At 67.5% G+C, this 15,814-nt stretch carries 13 protein-coding genes; 7 read left to right on the top strand and 6 right to left on the bottom strand.

Going from position 1 to position 15,814, the window contains the following annotated elements:
• Window positions 1–2: 2 nt before the first annotated feature.
• Window positions 3–2,033 carry a M3 family metallopeptidase gene (locus tag H623_RS0103975; RefSeq protein WP_022899655.1) on the bottom strand — a complete coding sequence of 677 codons (2,031 nt, stop codon included), beginning with the start codon at window positions 2,031–2,033 and terminating at the stop codon, window positions 3–5.
• Window positions 2,034–2,083: 50 nt separating this feature from the next.
• Between H623_RS0103975 and H623_RS0103970 the strand changes: the two genes are divergently transcribed.
• The 3 genes from H623_RS0103970 (at window position 2,084) to H623_RS0103960 (ending at window position 3,861) form a co-directional block, all read left to right on the top strand.
• A complete protein-coding gene (locus tag H623_RS0103970) occupies window positions 2,084–2,896 on the top strand; it encodes a methyltransferase domain-containing protein (RefSeq protein ID WP_022899654.1) in 813 nt (270 codons plus the stop codon).
• Window positions 2,897–3,010: 114 nt separating this feature from the next.
• Window positions 3,011–3,664 (top strand): winged helix-turn-helix domain-containing protein, encoded by a 654-nt coding sequence (locus H623_RS0103965; RefSeq protein WP_022899653.1) that lies wholly within the window; start codon window positions 3,011–3,013, stop codon window positions 3,662–3,664.
• Window positions 3,661–3,861 carry a hypothetical protein gene (locus H623_RS0103960; protein WP_022899652.1) on the top strand — a complete coding sequence of 67 codons (201 nt, stop codon included), beginning with the start codon at window positions 3,661–3,663 and terminating at the stop codon, window positions 3,859–3,861. The genes H623_RS0103965 and H623_RS0103960 overlap by 4 nt, the downstream gene beginning before the upstream one ends.
• On the opposite strand, the gene H623_RS0103955 is transcribed toward H623_RS0103960, so the two are convergent.
• The 4 genes from H623_RS0103955 to H623_RS17635 all read right to left on the bottom strand — a co-directional run bounded on the left by H623_RS0103955 (window position 3,862) and on the right by H623_RS17635 (window position 8,745).
• Entirely contained in the window at window positions 3,862–4,119 is a 258-nt protein-coding gene (locus tag H623_RS0103955) for a hypothetical protein (protein ID WP_022899651.1), read from the bottom strand. It lies immediately after the preceding gene.
• A 1-nt stretch (window position 4,120) separates the two neighbouring features.
• Entirely contained in the window at window positions 4,121–4,573 is a 453-nt protein-coding gene (locus tag H623_RS17640; RefSeq protein WP_022899650.1) for a GNAT family N-acetyltransferase, read from the bottom strand.
• 71 nt (window positions 4,574–4,644) lie between these two features.
• Window positions 4,645–7,263: a valine--tRNA ligase gene (gene valS, locus H623_RS0103945; protein ID WP_022899649.1), complete on the bottom strand. Its 2,619-nt coding sequence runs from the start codon at window positions 7,261–7,263 to the stop codon at window positions 4,645–4,647.
• Window positions 7,264–7,368: 105 nt separating this feature from the next.
• Window positions 7,369–8,745 carry an MFS transporter gene (locus H623_RS17635; RefSeq protein WP_022899648.1) on the bottom strand — a complete coding sequence of 459 codons (1,377 nt, stop codon included), beginning with the start codon at window positions 8,743–8,745 and terminating at the stop codon, window positions 7,369–7,371.
• A 382-nt stretch (window positions 8,746–9,127) separates the two neighbouring features.
• Here H623_RS17635 and ileS point away from each other — a divergent pair, with 382 nt between their 5' ends.
• Genes ileS through ndk form a run of 4 tightly spaced genes read left to right on the top strand, consistent with a single transcriptional unit; the run spans window position 9,128 to window position 14,727 of the window.
• Window positions 9,128–12,442 carry an isoleucine--tRNA ligase gene (gene ileS, locus H623_RS0103930; RefSeq protein WP_026939887.1) on the top strand — a complete coding sequence of 1,105 codons (3,315 nt, stop codon included), beginning with the start codon at window positions 9,128–9,130 and terminating at the stop codon, window positions 12,440–12,442.
• The gene (locus H623_RS0103925; protein WP_022899645.1) at window positions 12,442–13,815 is read left to right on the top strand and encodes a bifunctional folylpolyglutamate synthase/dihydrofolate synthase; all 1,374 of its coding nucleotides are present in this window, start codon (window positions 12,442–12,444) and stop codon (window positions 13,813–13,815) included. The genes ileS and H623_RS0103925 overlap by 1 nt, the downstream gene beginning before the upstream one ends.
• A 34-nt stretch (window positions 13,816–13,849) precedes the next feature.
• Window positions 13,850–14,314, top strand: coding sequence for a DUF4233 domain-containing protein (locus H623_RS17630; protein ID WP_022899644.1), 465 nt, complete (start codon window positions 13,850–13,852; stop codon window positions 14,312–14,314).
• Window positions 14,311–14,727 carry a nucleoside-diphosphate kinase gene (ndk, locus tag H623_RS0103915; protein ID WP_022899643.1) on the top strand — a complete coding sequence of 139 codons (417 nt, stop codon included), beginning with the start codon at window positions 14,311–14,313 and terminating at the stop codon, window positions 14,725–14,727. The genes H623_RS17630 and ndk overlap by 4 nt, the downstream gene beginning before the upstream one ends.
• Window positions 14,728–14,877: 150 nt before the next feature.
• Here ndk and H623_RS0103910 read toward each other — a convergent pair whose 3' ends face one another.
• Complete coding sequence (locus H623_RS0103910) at window positions 14,878–15,489, bottom strand: vitamin K epoxide reductase family protein (protein WP_245558866.1); 612 nt, start codon at window positions 15,487–15,489, stop codon at window positions 14,878–14,880.
• Between the last annotated feature and the right edge of the window lie 325 nt (window positions 15,490–15,814).

The raw sequence follows: 15,814 nt of genomic DNA, 5'->3' as shown, positions 1-15,814 counted from the left end.
CGTCACAGCGCGGAATCGAGCCCCCGGCGGCGCAGCAGGGGATCGATCACGGCGTCACGTCCGCGGAAGTCGCGGTAGGCCTCCATCGGATCCTTCGATCCACCGACGCCCAGCAGTCGACGACGGAACCGCTCGCCGGCCTCCCGTGAGAGCCCGCCGTTCTCGCGGAACCATTCGACAGTGTCAGCATCGAGCACCTCGCTCCAGATGTACGAGTAGTAGCCGGCGTCGTAGCCGCCGGAGAACGTGTGTGCGAAGTAAGTGCTGGCGTATCGCGGCGGCACGGCCGGTTCGTCGAGCCCGAACTCCGTGAGCGCGGATGCCTCGAACCGCTCGACCGAGTCCACTCTCGTCTCCGAGTCGATGCGATGCCACGCCTGATCGAGCATCGCCGCGGCGAGGTACTCGCTCGTCGCAAAGCCCTGGTTGAACGCCTCGGAGTCGCGGATGCGCTGCACGAGTTCGGCAGGCATCCGTTCGCCCGTCTCGTAGTGACGCGCGTAGTTGTCGAGTACCTCCGGCCACAGCAGCCACATCTCGTTGACCTGGCTGGGAAACTCCACGAAGTCCCGGAACACACTCGTGCCCGCGAACTTCGGGTACCGCGTGACGGCGAAAAGGCCGTGCAGAGCGTGGCCGAACTCGTGGAACAGGGTGCCGACCTCGTCGTACGTGAGCAGGGTCGGCTCGCCGTCGGCCGGCTTCGGCACGTTGAGATTGTTGACGACGACGGTGGACCCGCCGAGCAACCCGGTGCGCTGGCCGAGATCGTTCATCCAGGCGCCGCCTCGTTTGGAGTCGCGCGTGTAGAGGTCGTTGATATAGAGGCCCATCGGACTGTCGTCGGCGTCGAAGACTTCGAACACCCGCGCATCGGGATGGTAGGCGACGAGGTCCGGCCGTTCGTGGAACCGGATGCCGTAAAGCCGGCTGGCCGCGAAGAACACTCCGTCTCGCAGCACGCGTTCCGCCTCGAAGTACGGGCGCATCGCGGCAGTGTCGACGTCGTATCTGGCGGCCCTCACCTTCTCGGAATAGAAGGACCAGTCCCACGGCTCGATCTCGAACCCGGCCTGGGCGGCGAGCTCGGCCTTCTCCGCCTGGGCGTTGCGGGCCGCCGCGGGCGCGAGGCGATCGAGCATGGCGGCGACGGCATCCGGTGTCTTCGCCGTCTGCGATGCGGTTACCACGGCCGCGTGGTTCGGGAACCCGAGAAGCCGGGCGCGCTGCGCGCGCAGGGCCGTGATCCGCAGCACGAGCTCGCGTGTGTCGTTCGGTCCGCCTCGAGTGCCGCGGGAGCGGGACGCCCGCATCACCCGCTCGCGCACGTCCCGTCGCGTCAGGCGCGCCAGGTAGGGATGCCCTGTCGGCAGCACGAGCGTGAGCAGATAGCCGTCCAGCCCGCGGTCGCGGGCGGCAGACGCCGCTGCTGAGATCTCGGCGGGGGAGAGCCCGTCGAGATCGGCGGCATCGGTGACATGCACTGCGAGGTCGTTCGTGTCGGCCAGCAGGCTCTTCTCGAACCGAGTCTGCAGCGTGGAGAGCTCCGCGTTGAGCTCGCGCAGGCTCTTCTTCTCGTCATCGTCGAGCCCGGCGCCGGCGAGCGTGAACTCCTCGTAGTAGCGCTCGACGAGATAGCGCGACTCGTCGTCGAGCCCGAGGTCGTCCACTCGCGCAGACACCGCTGCGATGCGCTCGTAGAGCCGCGGATCCAGCCGGATGGCGTCCTCGTGCGCCGAAAGCCTCGGCGCCAGCTCCTCCTCGATCGCGCTGATCGCGTCGTTCGAATCGGCGGAGCTCACGTTGTAGAAGATCGAGGCGACCCTGCGCAGCAGCTGTCCGGAGCGCTCGAGGGGCAGGAACGTGTTCTCGAACGTGGGCGAGGCGTCATCATCGGTGATGGCCGCGACCTCGGCGCGCTGCTGCGCCATCGCCTCCTCGAAGGCCGGCACGTAATGTTCGGTCCTGATCTCGGCGAACCGGGGCAGCTCGTGCGGCAGAGAGCTCGGGGAGAGCAGCGGATTGGTCGTCATATTCCCCAGCCTATGCAGCCGGAGTCGGCGCTGCTTCTTAGGCTGAGCCCATGGCATCCCATTCCGATGAACGGTACCTGCACGGACATCACGAGAGCGTGCTGAGATCGCACGCATGGCGCACAGCGGAGAACTCCGCCGCGTATCTCATTCCGCATCTGCGGCCGGGGCTCGACGTGCTCGACGTCGGCAGCGGTCCCGGAACCATCACTCTCGATCTCGCTCGGCTCGTCTCGCCCGGCCGCGTGATCGGAATCGATGCATCGGATCAGGTCGTGGCCAACGCCACCGGGCTCGCCGGCGACAACGACCTGGCGAACGTCGAGTTCCGCACCGGCGATGCGTACGCGCTGGACTTTCCGGATGCCTCGTTCGACGTCGTGCACGCACATCAGGTTCTGCAGCATCTCGCCGACCCCGTCGCTGCCCTGCGTGAGTTCCGCCGCGTGCTGCGGCCGGGCGGCATCGTCGCCGTGCGCGACGTGGACTATGGCGCCACGGTGTGGTTTCCGCAGCTGCCCGCACTCGACGAGTGGCTGCGCATCTACGTGGATGCCGCGCACAACGCCGGCGGAGAGCCCTACGCCGGTCGTCGGCTCAAGTCGTGGGCGATCGAAGCGGGATTCGACAATGTCGCGAGCTCGGCGTCGGTATGGTGCTTCGCGTCGGATGCGGAGCGCGAATGGTGGGGCCTCTCGTGGGCGGCGCGTGCGACGGAGTCCGACTACGCCGCAGTCGCGATCGAGGGCGGCCACGCGACCGTCTCGGAACTACGGGAGGTGGCCTCGGCCTGGCGTGAGTGGGCATCCGCGAAGAACGGTTGGTTCACGCTGACGCACGGGGAGGTCATCGCGCGCGCATGAACGTTGCCTGATCGGCGGCACGTCATTGCGAGACCTGGCTCCCGAAGGCGAGTGCAAACGGTCTGTTGCAAAGAGAGGCTGGCAAAGAAACATTTGCACTGTTATCGTCGAGGCATGGACGAAGAGTCGAGCACCGCGAAAGTCCCTGACCGTACTCACCGGGCGGGCGCTCGGGTGCCGCGCACTGACGATCGCCACGTCGACCTGAGCTCGCTGAAGGCGCTGGCGCATCCGCTGCGCGTGCGCATCCTCGAAGAGCTGTCCCGATTCGGACCGCTCACGGCGAGCGGGCTGGGGGAACGATTGGGGGAGTCCAGCGGGGCGACCAGCTATCACCTGAGGCAGCTTGCCAAGCACGACTTCGTGCAGGAGGTTGAGGGCAAAGGCAGCGCTCGCGAACGGTGGTGGCGCCGCACGCCGGTGGGGATCACGCTCGACTCGAACGAGCTCGTCGGCACGCCCGCGGGACGCGAGGCGTACGACCTGGTGAACCGCGAGTTCCATCGAACCCAGGAGGACGCTTTGGCGACGTTCCTGGCGCGCGGGGCCGACGAGTTCTCCGGGGCGTGGATGAGTGCCGGAACCGTGTCGACCTCGAATCTCCGGATGACGGCGGACGAGTTGACCGCGCTCACCTCCGGCGTCACGGCGCTGCTCGACGAAACCATCTCCGCCTATCGAGATCGCGAGGTGCCGCCGGGAGCGCGCCCCGTGCAGCTGCAGTTCAACGCATTCCCGCTCGTCGGGAGTCAGGAGCAGGCATCATGAGCACCGTCACAGCTCTTCCCGCACGCGGGTTCGCGTTCGAGCGGTGGCTGGTGAGAGTCGGGCGCCTTCTCATCGCGTGGGGCGAGCATCGCGAGCGGATCGACGAGTCGTGGCAGGACGTCTACCGGCACCGCGCTTCGGTGAGGGAAGACGCGAACGTTCGTGCGGCGACTGTGCGCAGCGGGCTTCTTCCCTGATCAGGCCTCAGCATCGTCGTCATCGTCGGGCTGGGAGACCGTCGCGGTGTCCTCGCCAGGGTGGTATCGGATGACGGTTCCGTCGTCGAGTTCCACGACGGGCCGTCCCTCGAGCCAGGTAAGCGTCCAACGCCAGGTCGATGCGTCGACGTCGAGCGCCTCCAGTTCGTCTTCGACTGCGTTCACCGCAGCGACGACGACGGAGGGGAGCCGTTCGGGAGCCGTTCCGCCGACGGGCCAGCGCGTGCCGAGCTGCATCTCAGCCCTCCTGTCGCCGCAATCGGTAGATCACGGTCTGCGCGGCGTCGGCGATCTCGTCATAGAAGGCCTGGGCCTGCTCGTTGGGCGCAGCCAGCCATTGCACGATCGGGATGCCCGATCCCGCGCCCTGCGCCGCGACGGCTTCGATGAGCTCTCGTCCGTAGCCCTGGGTACGGTGCTCCTCGAGCACGAAGAGGTCGTCGATATGCAACGCGTGGTCGCCGTCGAGCGGACGAGGGACGTCGTGGAAGTGAACCAGGCCGACGAGAGCGCCGTCATCGGCGACCGCGACCAGACCGCGCTCGCTGTGCGAGGCATCCGTGAGCCAGCTCCACACCAGCAGTGCTCCTTGGTCGGTGAGCTGACGTCCGTAGAACGTCGCGTAGTCCTCGTAGAGTGCGAGCCAGGAGAAGAAGTCGCCCTCGGCGGGCTCGCGAACCGTGATACCCATCAGTCCCCCTCTGCGCACCTTGGGTAAGGCACGCGGTATGTCCAAAACTAGCCGCCTTGCGGCCTCTCGGGCTATGCCCCGGGCTCGTCGGCGAGTTCCACGTCGACCGAGAGCACTTCACCGGCCACGAACTCCAGCGACGCGATGCGGCCCACCGCGCGGATGTCGGCGGCCGCTTGCTCGATGGCCCGCAGCTGCTGCTCGGGCGCCGTGACGACCGCGCGGGCGATCGGTGCCTTCTGCGAGGCCTTGGCTGCTGTCTTCGCCCGCCGGATGCCGATGAGCACCCCGGAGGTCGCGGCGAGCACGAGCGAGGTGGCGTCGCCCGCAGGCGCGCGAGTTTCTTCCACGGTGGGCCACTCGGCGCGGTGAACCGAGCCGTGCCGGAACCATGACCAGGACTCCTCGGTCGCGAACGGGATGAACGGAGCGAACAGGCGCAGCAGCGTGGTGAGCGCGAGGCGCAGCGACGCGGCAGCGGACGCCGCGCCGGGGCCGTCACTGTATGCGCGCTCCTTGACGAGCTCGAGATAGTCGTCGCAGAAGGTCCAGAAGAACGATTCCGTGAGCTCGAGGGCGCGCGCATGGTCATAAGACTCCAGCGCTGTCGTGGCATCCTGCACGACGTCGGCGAGCCGAGCGAGCATACTGCGGTCGAGCGCTTCGGTGATGACGCCCTCCGTCGCCGGGAAACCCAGGATGAACTTCGCCGCGTTGAGCACCTTGATGGCGAGCCGGCGTCCGATCTTGATCTGCGTCGGGTTCTGCGGGTCGAAGGCGGCGTCTGTGCCCAGTCGGCTCGAGGCGGCCCAATACCGCACTGCGTCGGATCCGTGCCGCTGCAGGATGTCTGCGGGCGTCACGACGTTGCCCTTCGATTTCGACATCTTCTTGCGGTCGGGGTCGACGATGAATCCGGAGATCGCCGCGTTGGCCCATGGCGCGACGCCCTCTTCGAGCTGCGCGCGCAACAGCGTGGAGAAGAGCCAGGTGCGGATGATGTCCTGGCCCTGAGGGCGCAGGTCGTAAGGGAACACGGCTTCGAACAGCTCGGGGTCGCGCTCCCAGCCGCCGGCGATCTGCGGAGTCAGCGACGAGGTGGCCCACGTGTCGAGGATGTCCACCTCGCCCACGAACCCCCCGGCCTGACCGCGCTGCGACTCCTCGAAGCCGGGGGCCGTGTCGATCGTGGGGTCGACGGGCAGCTGCTCGCGGGTGGGCAGGATGGGGGAGTCGTGCACCGGCTCGCCATCGGCATCCACTGGGTACCAGACCGGGATCGGCACGCCGAAGAAGCGCTGGCGCGAGACCAGCCAGTCACCGGAAAGGCCGCCCACCCAGTTCTCGAAACGCACCCGCATGAAATCGGGGTGCCAGTCGATCTGCTTGCCGAGCTCGAGGAGCCGGGCCGAGAGCTTCTCGTCGCGGGCGCCGTTGGAGATGTACCACTGGCGCGTGGAGACGATCTCGAGCGGCCGGTCGCCCTTTTCGTAGAACTTCACGGGGTGCGTGATGGGCTTCGGCTCTTCCAGCAGATCACCGGATGCCTGCAGCAGCTCGACCATCGCCTTCTTCGCCGAGAAGACGGTCTTGCCGGCGAGCTGGGCGTAGGCATCCTTCGCCTCCGCGCTCGAGAGCGCCTCCGGCGCCTCGGCGAGGATGCGTCCGTCGAAGCCGATGACCGGGCGGGTCGGAAGGTCGAGCTCGCGCCACCAGGTGACGTCGGTGATGTCGCCGAACGTGCAGACCATGGCGATGCCGGTGCCCTTGTCGGGCTCCGCGAGGTGGTGGGCCAGCACAGGGACCTCGACCCCGAACACCGGGGTGCGCACAGTCTTGCCGAACAGCGGCTTGTAGCGCTCGTCGCTCGGGTGGGCCACGAGTGCGACGCAGGCGGGGAGAAGCTCGGGTCGGGTGGTGGCGATGACCACGGGTCCGGCATCGCCGTGGAACGAGACGGTGTGGAATGCGCCGGGCTGGTCGCGATCCTCGAGCTCGGCCTGCGCGACGGCGCTGCGGAAGGTGACATCCCAGAGCGTCGGCGCCATGGCCTGATACGCCTCGCCGCGTTCCACGTTGCGCAGGAACGCGAGCTGCGATGCCAGCAGGGACTCGTCGCCGATCGTGCGGTACGTCTGCCGCCAGTCGACCGAGAGACCCAGGTTGCGCCACAGGGACTCGAACGCCTTCTCGTCCTCGACCGTCAGCGCCGCACACAGCTCGATGAAGTTGCGGCGCGAGATCGGCTTCTGGTCGGCCGCGCGGGAGCTCTTGTTGTCGCCGCCCTCGTACGGGGGAACGAAGTCCGGGTCGTACGGCAAGGAGGGGTCGCAGCGCACGCCGTAGTAGTTCTGTACGCGGCGCTCGGTGGGGAGGCCGTTGTCGTCCCATCCCATCGGGTAGAAGACGTGCTTGCCGCGCATGCGCTGGAAGCGTGCGGCGATGTCGGTGTGCGTGTAGCTGAAGACGTGGCCGATATGCAACGAGCCCGAGGCGGTGGGCGGCGGGGTGTCCACCGAGTAGATCGCGCCACGGCCGGCAGCCAGTGCGGCCTCGCGTTCGAAGTGGTACGTACCGGCCTCGCGCCAGCGGGAGTCCCACACCTGCTCGAGCCCCTCGAGGGCCGGCTTGTCGGGGATCCGTCCGAAGGCGTCGGTACGGGCGGCGTCAGTGCGCGAGGCGTCGGTCATGGCGGATCTCCGGAATATGTGCGGCACCGTGTCAACTGGTGCCTGAGTGTGGGATTCCGCTCAGTCTACCGTGAACGTGCACGCCGCCCGATTCCGCGCGGCGGCCTAGTCGGCGACGGCCGGCGCGGCGACCGCTTCTGCGGCCTCCTCGCTCTGCAGAACGTCGGCGGCGTCCGCCGCATCCTCGCGGCGTCGACGCGCGATACCGGCTGCGGCGATCGCGGCGACGAGCGTGATGACCGAGAGGATGCCGAGCACGATCCCCGGATGCCACCATGCGTTGTGCGTAGCGGCGCCCAGCCCTTCGGTCATGAGGGGGATGAGCCCGGAGAGAGCGGCCGCGATCGCATAGGCGATCGAGAGCGCGCTGTAACGGATGGACTGACCGAAGATGTCGGCCATCAGACCGCCGAGGCCCGCCCAGCTCAGCGTCGGGAAGATGCCGCCGATGATCATGGTGCCGACCAGGATCGGGAAGGTCGCGAACTGCAGAAGGAAGTACATCGGGAAGGCGATGACGAGCGTGGTGAGCGCGCCGATCCAGACCACGCGCGCGGATCCGATGCGCGTGGCGAGCACGCCGAACAGCGGGATGGTCACGAGTTGCAGCAGGCTTCCGATGGTGGTCGCGACGAAGAGCTGCTGGTAGTCGAAGTGCAGTGCGGTCACGCCATAGCTGACCGTGTAGGTGTTCATCAGCGAGTAGGAGCCGATGCCGAGCATGGCAGCGCCGATGGCGACCAGGAGCGCGACCGGCTGTTTCGCGAACACGTCGAGCACGGGCATCCGGCGACGCTTCTTCTCGGCGACGAGGTGCGAGAACACCGGCGTCTCGTCGATGGAAAGCCGCAGGTAGAGCGAGACCGCCAGGAGCGGGAGCGCGAGGAGGAACGGAATGCGCCAACCCCAACTCGCGAGCGCGTCGGCCGGCATGGCGACGCTGAGCAGCAGGAAGAGCACGGACGTGACGATGGTGCCGATGGGGGAGCCGAGCTGGGGAAGCGCGGCGTAGAAGCCGCGGCGCCTCTTCGTCGAGTGTTCGACGCCGACCAGGATCGACCCGCCCCACTCGCCGCCCAGCGAGATGCCCTGGATGACGCGCAGCACCACGAGCAGGATCGGTGCTGCCACGCCGATGGTCGCGTAGCCGGGCAGCACGCCGATCAGCGTGGTGGCGGCGCCCATGATGCCGATCGTCCAGATGAGTGTGGCGCGGCGACCGAGGCGGTCGCCGAGGTGTCCGAACACGATGGCGCCGATCGGGCGCACGAAGTAGGAGGTGGCGAGGGTGAGGAACGCGAGGAGGGTTCCGGCGACGCGGTCGGTGTTCGGGAAGAAGACCGTGGCGCTGAACAGCGCGCTGAAGTAGCTGAAGACGTAGAAGTCATAGGACTCGAGCGACGTTCCGACGAGCGAGGCGAGGGTCACTCTCCAGGCGTTGCGGTCGGCGTTGCGTGCGGCGATGGCTGTGGAATCGGTCACGGGGAACAAGTGTGGCGCCAGAACGCGGTGCCGTGTGGAGTGTTACCTCCAGCGTTACGCGGTCGCGCTTGTCATCGTCGACAGTTCGCCGCGGGCCTCATGGCCGAGCGTGCGCACCTGTAGACTGAAGCGCAACGACTGCGATCCGGCCATCACCGGGGAGTCTCCGGAAGAACGGTGTTCCGTTCGGCACCATCCAGCGCCGAGCGATTCCCTCATTAGACCCGGACGGGAAGGCCCGTCACAGCCCGTATTGAGTGGTCGCGCCCCGCCGACGGATGTCGGAGCGCGGCAAGCGGGGTGGTACCGCGTTCCCGCCCCCGGCGTTCAGGCGTCGGGCGGAGGCGTCCTCGTGCAGAAGTCCTTTCCTGCCAGGAGAAGCATGCCGTACCCGCAGTCCGCCGCTCAGGACCAGTCCGCCGCCCAGAACACCGTTTCACCCTCGCCGCGGTTCCCGCAGATCGAGGAGGGCATCCTCGCGTTCTGGAAGGGCGACGACACGTTCCGTGCTTCGATCGAACAGCGCGACGGCGCCGACGAGTGGGTCTTCTACGACGGGCCGCCGTTCGCCAACGGTCTTCCGCACTACGGCCATCTGCTGACCGGGTACGCGAAGGATGTCTTCCCCCGCTTCCAGACCATGCGCGGCAAGCAGGTGCACCGCCGGTTCGGGTGGGACACGCACGGGCTGCCCGCAGAGCTCGAGGCGGAACGCCAGCTCGGCATCACCGACAAGAGCCAGATCGACGAGATGGGCATCGCGGCCTTCAACGAGGCGGCGCGCTCGGCCGTGCTCAAGTACACGCGCGAGTGGCGTGAGTACGTCACGCGGCAGGCGCGCTGGGTCGACTTCGACAACGACTACAAGACGCTCGACGTCACGTTCATGGAGTCCGTCATCTGGGCGTTCAAGCAGCTCTACGGCAAGGGCCTCGCGTACGAGGGGTACCGGGTGCTGCCCTACTGCTGGCGCGACCAGACACCGCTGTCGAACCACGAGCTGCGCATGGACGACGACGTCTACAAGATGCGCCAGGACCAGACGGTGACCGTCACGTTCCCGCTCGTCGGCGAGAAGGCCGAAGCGCTCGGGCTGACGGCCGTGCGCGCACTCGCCTGGACGACGACTCCCTGGACACTGCCGACCAACCTCGCGCTGGTGGTCGGTCCCGCGATCACCTACGCCGTCGTGCCGGCCGGACCGAACGGGACGCCCGACGCTCAGGTGGAGCGCGAGGGCGGCGCCGCGGCCCCCGAGGTACTCGGGGCCGAATACCTGCTCGCGCTCGAACTCGTCGGCTCGTACGCGAAGGACCTCGGTTACGACAGTGCAGAGGATGCCCGCGCGGCCGTCTCGCGCACCGTCGCCGGAACCGAGCTGGCCGGTGTTCGCTACGCCCGGCTGTGGGACTACTACGCCGACACCGAACGATACGGAACGGCCCAAGCGTGGCGGATCCTCGTCGACGACTACGTGTCGACGGAAGAGGGCACCGGCATCGTGCACCAGGCGCCCGCCTACGGTGAGGACGACCAGCGCGTCTGCCAGGCCGCGGGCATCCCGGTCGTGATCTCGGTCGACGAGGGCGGCCGCTTCCTGCCCGAGGTGACCGAGGTGGCGGGTCTGCAGGTCTTCGACGCGAACAAACCGCTCACCCGGGAACTGAAGGCGATGGGACGCCTGCTGCGCCAGGCATCCTACGAGCACAGCTACCCGCACTGCTGGCGGTGCCGCAATCCGCTCATCTACAAGGCGGTGTCGAGCTGGTTCGTGCGTGTTCCCGAGTTCCGGGACCGCATGGTGGAGTTGAACCAGGGGATCCGCTGGGTTCCGGAGAACGTCAAGGACGGACAGTTCGGTAAGTGGCTCTCCGGAGCTCGCGACTGGTCGATCAGCCGCAATCGCTACTTCGGGTCGCCGATCCCGGTGTGGAAGAGCGATGATCCGGCGTATCCCCGGGTCGACGTCTACGGCTCTCTGGCCGAGCTCGAACGCGATTTCGGGCGACTTCCGGTCAACGCCGACGGCGAGCCCGACTTGCATCGGCCGTACATCGACGAACTGACGCGCCCGAACCCGGACGACCCATCCGGCCGGGCAACGATGCGCCGCATCTCCGACGTGTTCGACGTGTGGTTCGATTCCGGATCGATGCCCTACGCGCAGGTGCACTACCCGTTCGAGAACCGGGACTGGTTCGACTCGCACAACCCCGCCGACTTCATCGTGGAGTACATCGGGCAGACGCGCGGGTGGTTCTACCTGATGCACGTGCTCGGCACGGCTCTCTTCGATCGGCCGGCGTTCAAACAGGTGCTGAGCCACGGCATCGTGCTCGGCAGCGACGGACAGAAGATGTCGAAGTCGCTGCGCAACTACCCTGACGTGGCCGAGGTCTTCGACCGCGACGGCTCGGATGCCATGCGCTGGTTCCTCATGTCGTCGTCCGTGATCCGCGGAGGCAACCTCGTCGTCACCGAAGAGGGGATCCGTCAGGGCGTGCGCGAGGCGTTGTTGCCGTTGTGGAGCACCTGGTACTTCTTCTCGCTCTACGCCAACGCTTGCGGGTACGACGCGAAGCGGTCGACGACGTCGACCGACGTGCTCGATCGCTACCTTCTGGCCAAGACGCACGAGCTCGTGGATGCCGTCACCCGCGACCTCGAGAACCTCGACTCCCCGATGGCTGCCACCGCGATCCGCGACTTCGCCGACGTGCTCACCAACTGGTACGTGCGGCGATCGCGCGACCGGTTCTGGGAGGGCGTGACGCCGGACGGCAAGAACGAAGAGGCCTTCGACACGCTCTACACGGTGTTGGAGGTGCTGATGCGCGTCGCGGCGCCGCTCCTGCCGCTCGTCACGGAGCGCATCTGGAAGGATCTCACGGGCGGCCGCAGCGTGCACCTGACCGACTGGCCCGACGCGGACGAGTTCCCGGCGAACGACGCGCTGGTCGCGGCCATGGACCGCGTGCGCCAGGTGAGTTCCGTCGCCTTGTCGCTGCGCAAGGCCGCCGGTCTGCGTGTTCGCCTGCCGCTCGCGGACCTCACCGTGGTGACGCCGGGAGCGAGCGCGCTCGACCCGTTCACGGGCATCCTCGAAGACGAACTGAACGTCAAGGGCGTGCAGCTCGTCGAGTTCACCGAGGACAGCCCGGCGGAATACGGCGTGAGCACGCGACTGACAGTGAACGCGCGTGCTGCCGGTCCGCGGCTCGGCAAGCAGGTGCAGCTCGCGATCCGCGCCGCGCGCGAGGGCGATTGGTCGGAGATCGACGGCGTCGTGACGGCGGGCGGCATCGCACTGCAGAACGGCGAATACGAGGTGGTGCTGGAAGCGGCGGACGCCGAGCACAGCGGCCGTGCCATCGCGCTGCTGCCCGGTGGCGGTTTCGTTCTGCTGAACACGACGACCACCGACGAACTGGAGGCCGAGGGACTCGCCCGAGATGTCGTGCGTGTCGTGCAGGAGAGCCGCAAGCGGTCGGGGCTCGACGTGAGCGACCGCATCCGGCTGCGGCTCGTGTTGGACCGCGTCGGAGTGGATGCCGTGCGTGCGCATTCCGAGCTGGTCAGCGCGGAGACACTGGCGGTGGAACTCGACCTCGACGTGGACGACACCGTCGACTCGGCGGACGACGCGACACCCGTCGGTGCCGGTTCCGCGCTGTTGGTGAGTCTGGAGAAGGTGTGATGAGCGACGAGATCGACGACGACGAGTTCCGCGAGGCGGCCGACGCCGTCTACGACACCCTGCTGGAGCGCCTCGGCGAGGGCGCGCCGCGACCACGGTTGGAGCCCACCCGTAAGGCGGTCGAACTGCTCGGCGATCCGCAGCGCGCGTACCCGATCATCCACATCACCGGCACGAACGGCAAGACGTCGACGAGCAGAGTGATCGAGAGCATTCTGCGGGCCCACGGCCTGCGTGTCGGGATGTTCACCAGCCCGCACCTGCTGCGCTTCAACGAACGATTCATGATCGGCGGAGAGCCGATCAGCGACGAGGCGCTTGCGCGCAACTGGGATGACATCGCGCCTTATGTGCAGATGGTCGACACCGAGCTGGAGGCAGCCGGGGACCAGCGGCTCACCTTCTTCGAGGTCGTCACGGTCTTGGCGTTCGCCTGCTTCGCCGACGCGCCCGTCGATGTCGCCGTGATCGAGGTCGGCATGGGCGGGGAGTGGGACTCCACGAACGTCGGCGACGGACAGGTCGCCGTGTTCACGCCCATCTCGCTGGACCACACCGAACGGCTGGGCCGTACGATCGCGGAGATCGCGCGCACCAAGAGCGGCATCATCAAGCCGACGGCGAGCGTGGTGTCGGCGGCGCAGACCGGCGACGCGGTGCGTGAACTGGTGGCGGCGGCGGAGTTGCGCGAGGCCGCCATCGCGTTCCAGCCCGCCGACTTCGACGTCGAAAGCGACGCGGTCGCCGTCGGCGGCCAGCTCGTCACCATCCGGGGCAGGGCGGCAACGTACACAGACGTCTTCCTACCGCTGTACGGCGCCCACCAGGCGCAGAACGCCGCAGTGGCCGTGGCCGCTGTCGAGACTTTCCTGGGCGACGGCGCCGAGCCGCTGCGCACCGCACTCCTCGAGGAGGCGTTCGCCACGGTGACGTCGCCCGGCCGCCTGCAGCTGATCGGCACGGAGCCGACGATGCTGGTGGATGCCGCACACAATCCCGCTGGCGCTCTCACACTCGCCAGGGCGTTGCCCGAATTCTTCGACTTCGACGAGATCGCGTTCGTGATCGGCATTCTGCGGGACAAGGATGCCCATGGCATCGTCGACGCGCTCGCTCCGCTGGCCGCTCGCATCTTCGTCACGCAGTCGCACTCCGAACGATCGACGGAGTCCGGTGAGCTCGCCGATCATGTCGAGGAGTGGACGCACGAACACGCGCAGGCCTATGACGATCTGCTGGATGCGATCGAGGCGGCGCGCGCATGGGCGGCGGACGACCCGCGTCGCGCCGTGGTCGTCACCGGGTCGATCGCACTGATCGGTGAGACCCTGGGCCTGGCGCAGCAGCACGACTGGAAGGCGTCTGCCGAATGACGCCACGCACCGCGCCGGCGCCCGGAGCAGAACGATGAGCGCGCGGCAGCCGCAGTCGCGGGCGAGGCGCGAGCGTACGGCCCGTGAGAGCCTGGGCGCGATCGTGCTCGGCTTCGAGATCGTCGTGGTCTTCCTCGGCGCCCTTGTCGTCTTCGGCCTGAAGGCCCTTCCCGCCGGCGAAGCGCTGATCGGCGGCGGCGTGCTGATCGTGCTGATGATCGTCGCGGTCCCGTTGCAGCGCTTCCAGATCGGCTACTGGCTGGGTTGGTTCGTGCAGCTGGTCGTCGTCGCCTCCGGATTCCTCGTCGGCATGCTCTTCATCGTCGGCGCCATCTTCGCGGCGATCTGGGCATACGCCATGATCGCCGGGGCCAGGCTCGACCACCGCACCGCCGCGTACCGCGAGACGAATGCAGGAACGCGGCCCGGAGCATCCGACCCCCCTCACGAACCCGACCCCGATTTCAGGTCCGACCCCGATCGCAAGGAGAACGAATGACCACCATCGAAGAGACCCTCGTGCTCGTCAAGCCGGACGGCGTCGCCCGCAGCTTGACGGGAGAGATTCTGCGCCGCATCGAGGCGAAGGGGTATGCACTCGTCGACATCAGACTCGTCGAAGCCGACCGCGATCTGCTGGCGCAGCACTACGAGGAGCACCAGGGCAAGCCGTTCTATGAGCCGCTCGTGGAGTTCATGCAGTCCGGTCCGATCGTCGCGATCCGCGTCGCGGGCAACCGCGTGATCGAGGGCTTCCGTTCGCTGGCCGGCACCACGGACCCCACCACGGCAGCGCCCGGAACGATCCGCGGCGATCTCGCCCGGGACTGGGGGCTGCCGGTGCAGCAGAACCTCGTGCACGGCTCCGACTCGCCCGAGAGCGCCGCCAGGGAACTCGCCCTCTGGTTCTGAATTGTTTGGTGCGCGGGCACCCCAACCCGCGCACGGCAGTCGGCCTGCGTGGGTGGTTGCATTCGGCGGCGCGCGTGTCGCCGCCTCTGAGGGCGCGTTGCGTTCAGTCGGCTGGTGCACGTCCCGTCATCGATGGGACCGGACGGCGACTCAGCGGAATGCGTTCGGGATCCACTGCAGCTGGATCTGCGCGAACACCGCCACGATCACGTAGGAGATCAGCGTGATGAGAGGGATCCAGCTGTATGCGGCCTCGAAGAAGCTTCGTACCTTCTCGGTAGTGGGAATGTTCCCCTCCTTGAGGTTGTAGATCGTCACCGCCCAGAACGTGGGGATCGTGACAGTCCACGTGACCATGCAGTACGGGCACAGCACGTACAGGTCATAGAGGCTCGAGTAGATCAAGAAGACGACGAGCACGATGGCGCCGAGCACGCCGAGGTTGAAGAGCATCCAGAACCAGCGGCGGAAGCGGGCTCCGGCCAGCATGCCGACACCCACTGCGATCGGTGCCGCCCAGCAGGCCACGCCGATGATCGGGTTCGGGAATCCGAGAACGGCGCCCTGCCAGGACGCGAGATTCTTCGCGCAGCCGACGAGCGGATTGATGCTGCAACTGAGGTGAGCGTTCGGCGTCTCGAGGAGTGTGAACTTGTCGAGCGTGAGCATGAAGGCGGCGAACCAGCCGATCAAGCCCGCGACGATCAGGAAGACGGCAAGCCCGAACGGGCGCTTCGTTTCGATGGGGGAGTCGAGCGACACCATCGCATTATGGCAGAGCGACACGCAGCGTCCGCTGGCGTTGAGGAGGCCGCGCAGCGGACCGTGCGATAATGGTCGGCAGCCGTCCGGGCGACGCTCGGTCGGCCAAGAACAAGCTTTTCGCCGGACCGCGAAGCACACTATGGCTTCGTGGATGCCCGGCCGTCGGGTCGCGCGCGACCAGACGAAGAAGACGTTGGAGATCACGAACGATTTCGTGGTGGAGACAGACAGGGGACGGACGAACGAAAGCGTCAGCAGCGACCTCTTCCGTCGCCGTGATCGCCCGGTCGCTGAGCGGCACGAGCGCGAACGGTGACAGAAG

Origin of the sequence: Humibacter albus DSM 18994, assembly GCF_000421825.1 — a bacterium.
GTDB lineage: Bacteria > Actinomycetota > Actinomycetes > Actinomycetales > Microbacteriaceae > Humibacter > Humibacter albus.
Note: the sequence above shows the minus strand (reverse complement) of the source record. Positions and strands in the feature narration are given on the sequence as shown.

Bases quoted from the DNA above. Each gene is read 5' to 3' on its own strand.
- H623_RS0103975 (WP_022899655.1), bottom strand. From the start codon at position 2,033: ATGACGACCAATCCGCTGCTCTCCCCGAGCTCTCTGCCGCACGAGCTG.
- H623_RS0103970 (WP_022899654.1), top strand. From the start codon at position 2,084: ATGGCATCCCATTCCGATGAACGGTACCTGCACGGACATCACGAGAGC.
- H623_RS0103965 (WP_022899653.1), top strand. From the start codon at position 3,011: ATGGACGAAGAGTCGAGCACCGCGAAAGTCCCTGACCGTACTCACCGG.
- H623_RS0103960 (WP_022899652.1), top strand. From the start codon at position 3,661: ATGAGCACCGTCACAGCTCTTCCCGCACGCGGGTTCGCGTTCGAGCGG.
- H623_RS0103955 (WP_022899651.1), bottom strand. From the start codon at position 4,119: ATGCAGCTCGGCACGCGCTGGCCCGTCGGCGGAACGGCTCCCGAACGG.
- H623_RS17640 (WP_022899650.1), bottom strand. From the start codon at position 4,573: ATGGGTATCACGGTTCGCGAGCCCGCCGAGGGCGACTTCTTCTCCTGG.
- valS (WP_022899649.1), bottom strand. From the start codon at position 7,263: ATGACCGACGCCTCGCGCACTGACGCCGCCCGTACCGACGCCTTCGGA.
- ileS (WP_026939887.1), top strand. From the start codon at position 9,128: ATGCCGTACCCGCAGTCCGCCGCTCAGGACCAGTCCGCCGCCCAGAAC.
- H623_RS0103925 (WP_022899645.1), top strand. From the start codon at position 12,442: ATGAGCGACGAGATCGACGACGACGAGTTCCGCGAGGCGGCCGACGCC.
- H623_RS17630 (WP_022899644.1), top strand. From the start codon at position 13,850: ATGAGCGCGCGGCAGCCGCAGTCGCGGGCGAGGCGCGAGCGTACGGCC.
- ndk (WP_022899643.1), top strand. From the start codon at position 14,311: ATGACCACCATCGAAGAGACCCTCGTGCTCGTCAAGCCGGACGGCGTC.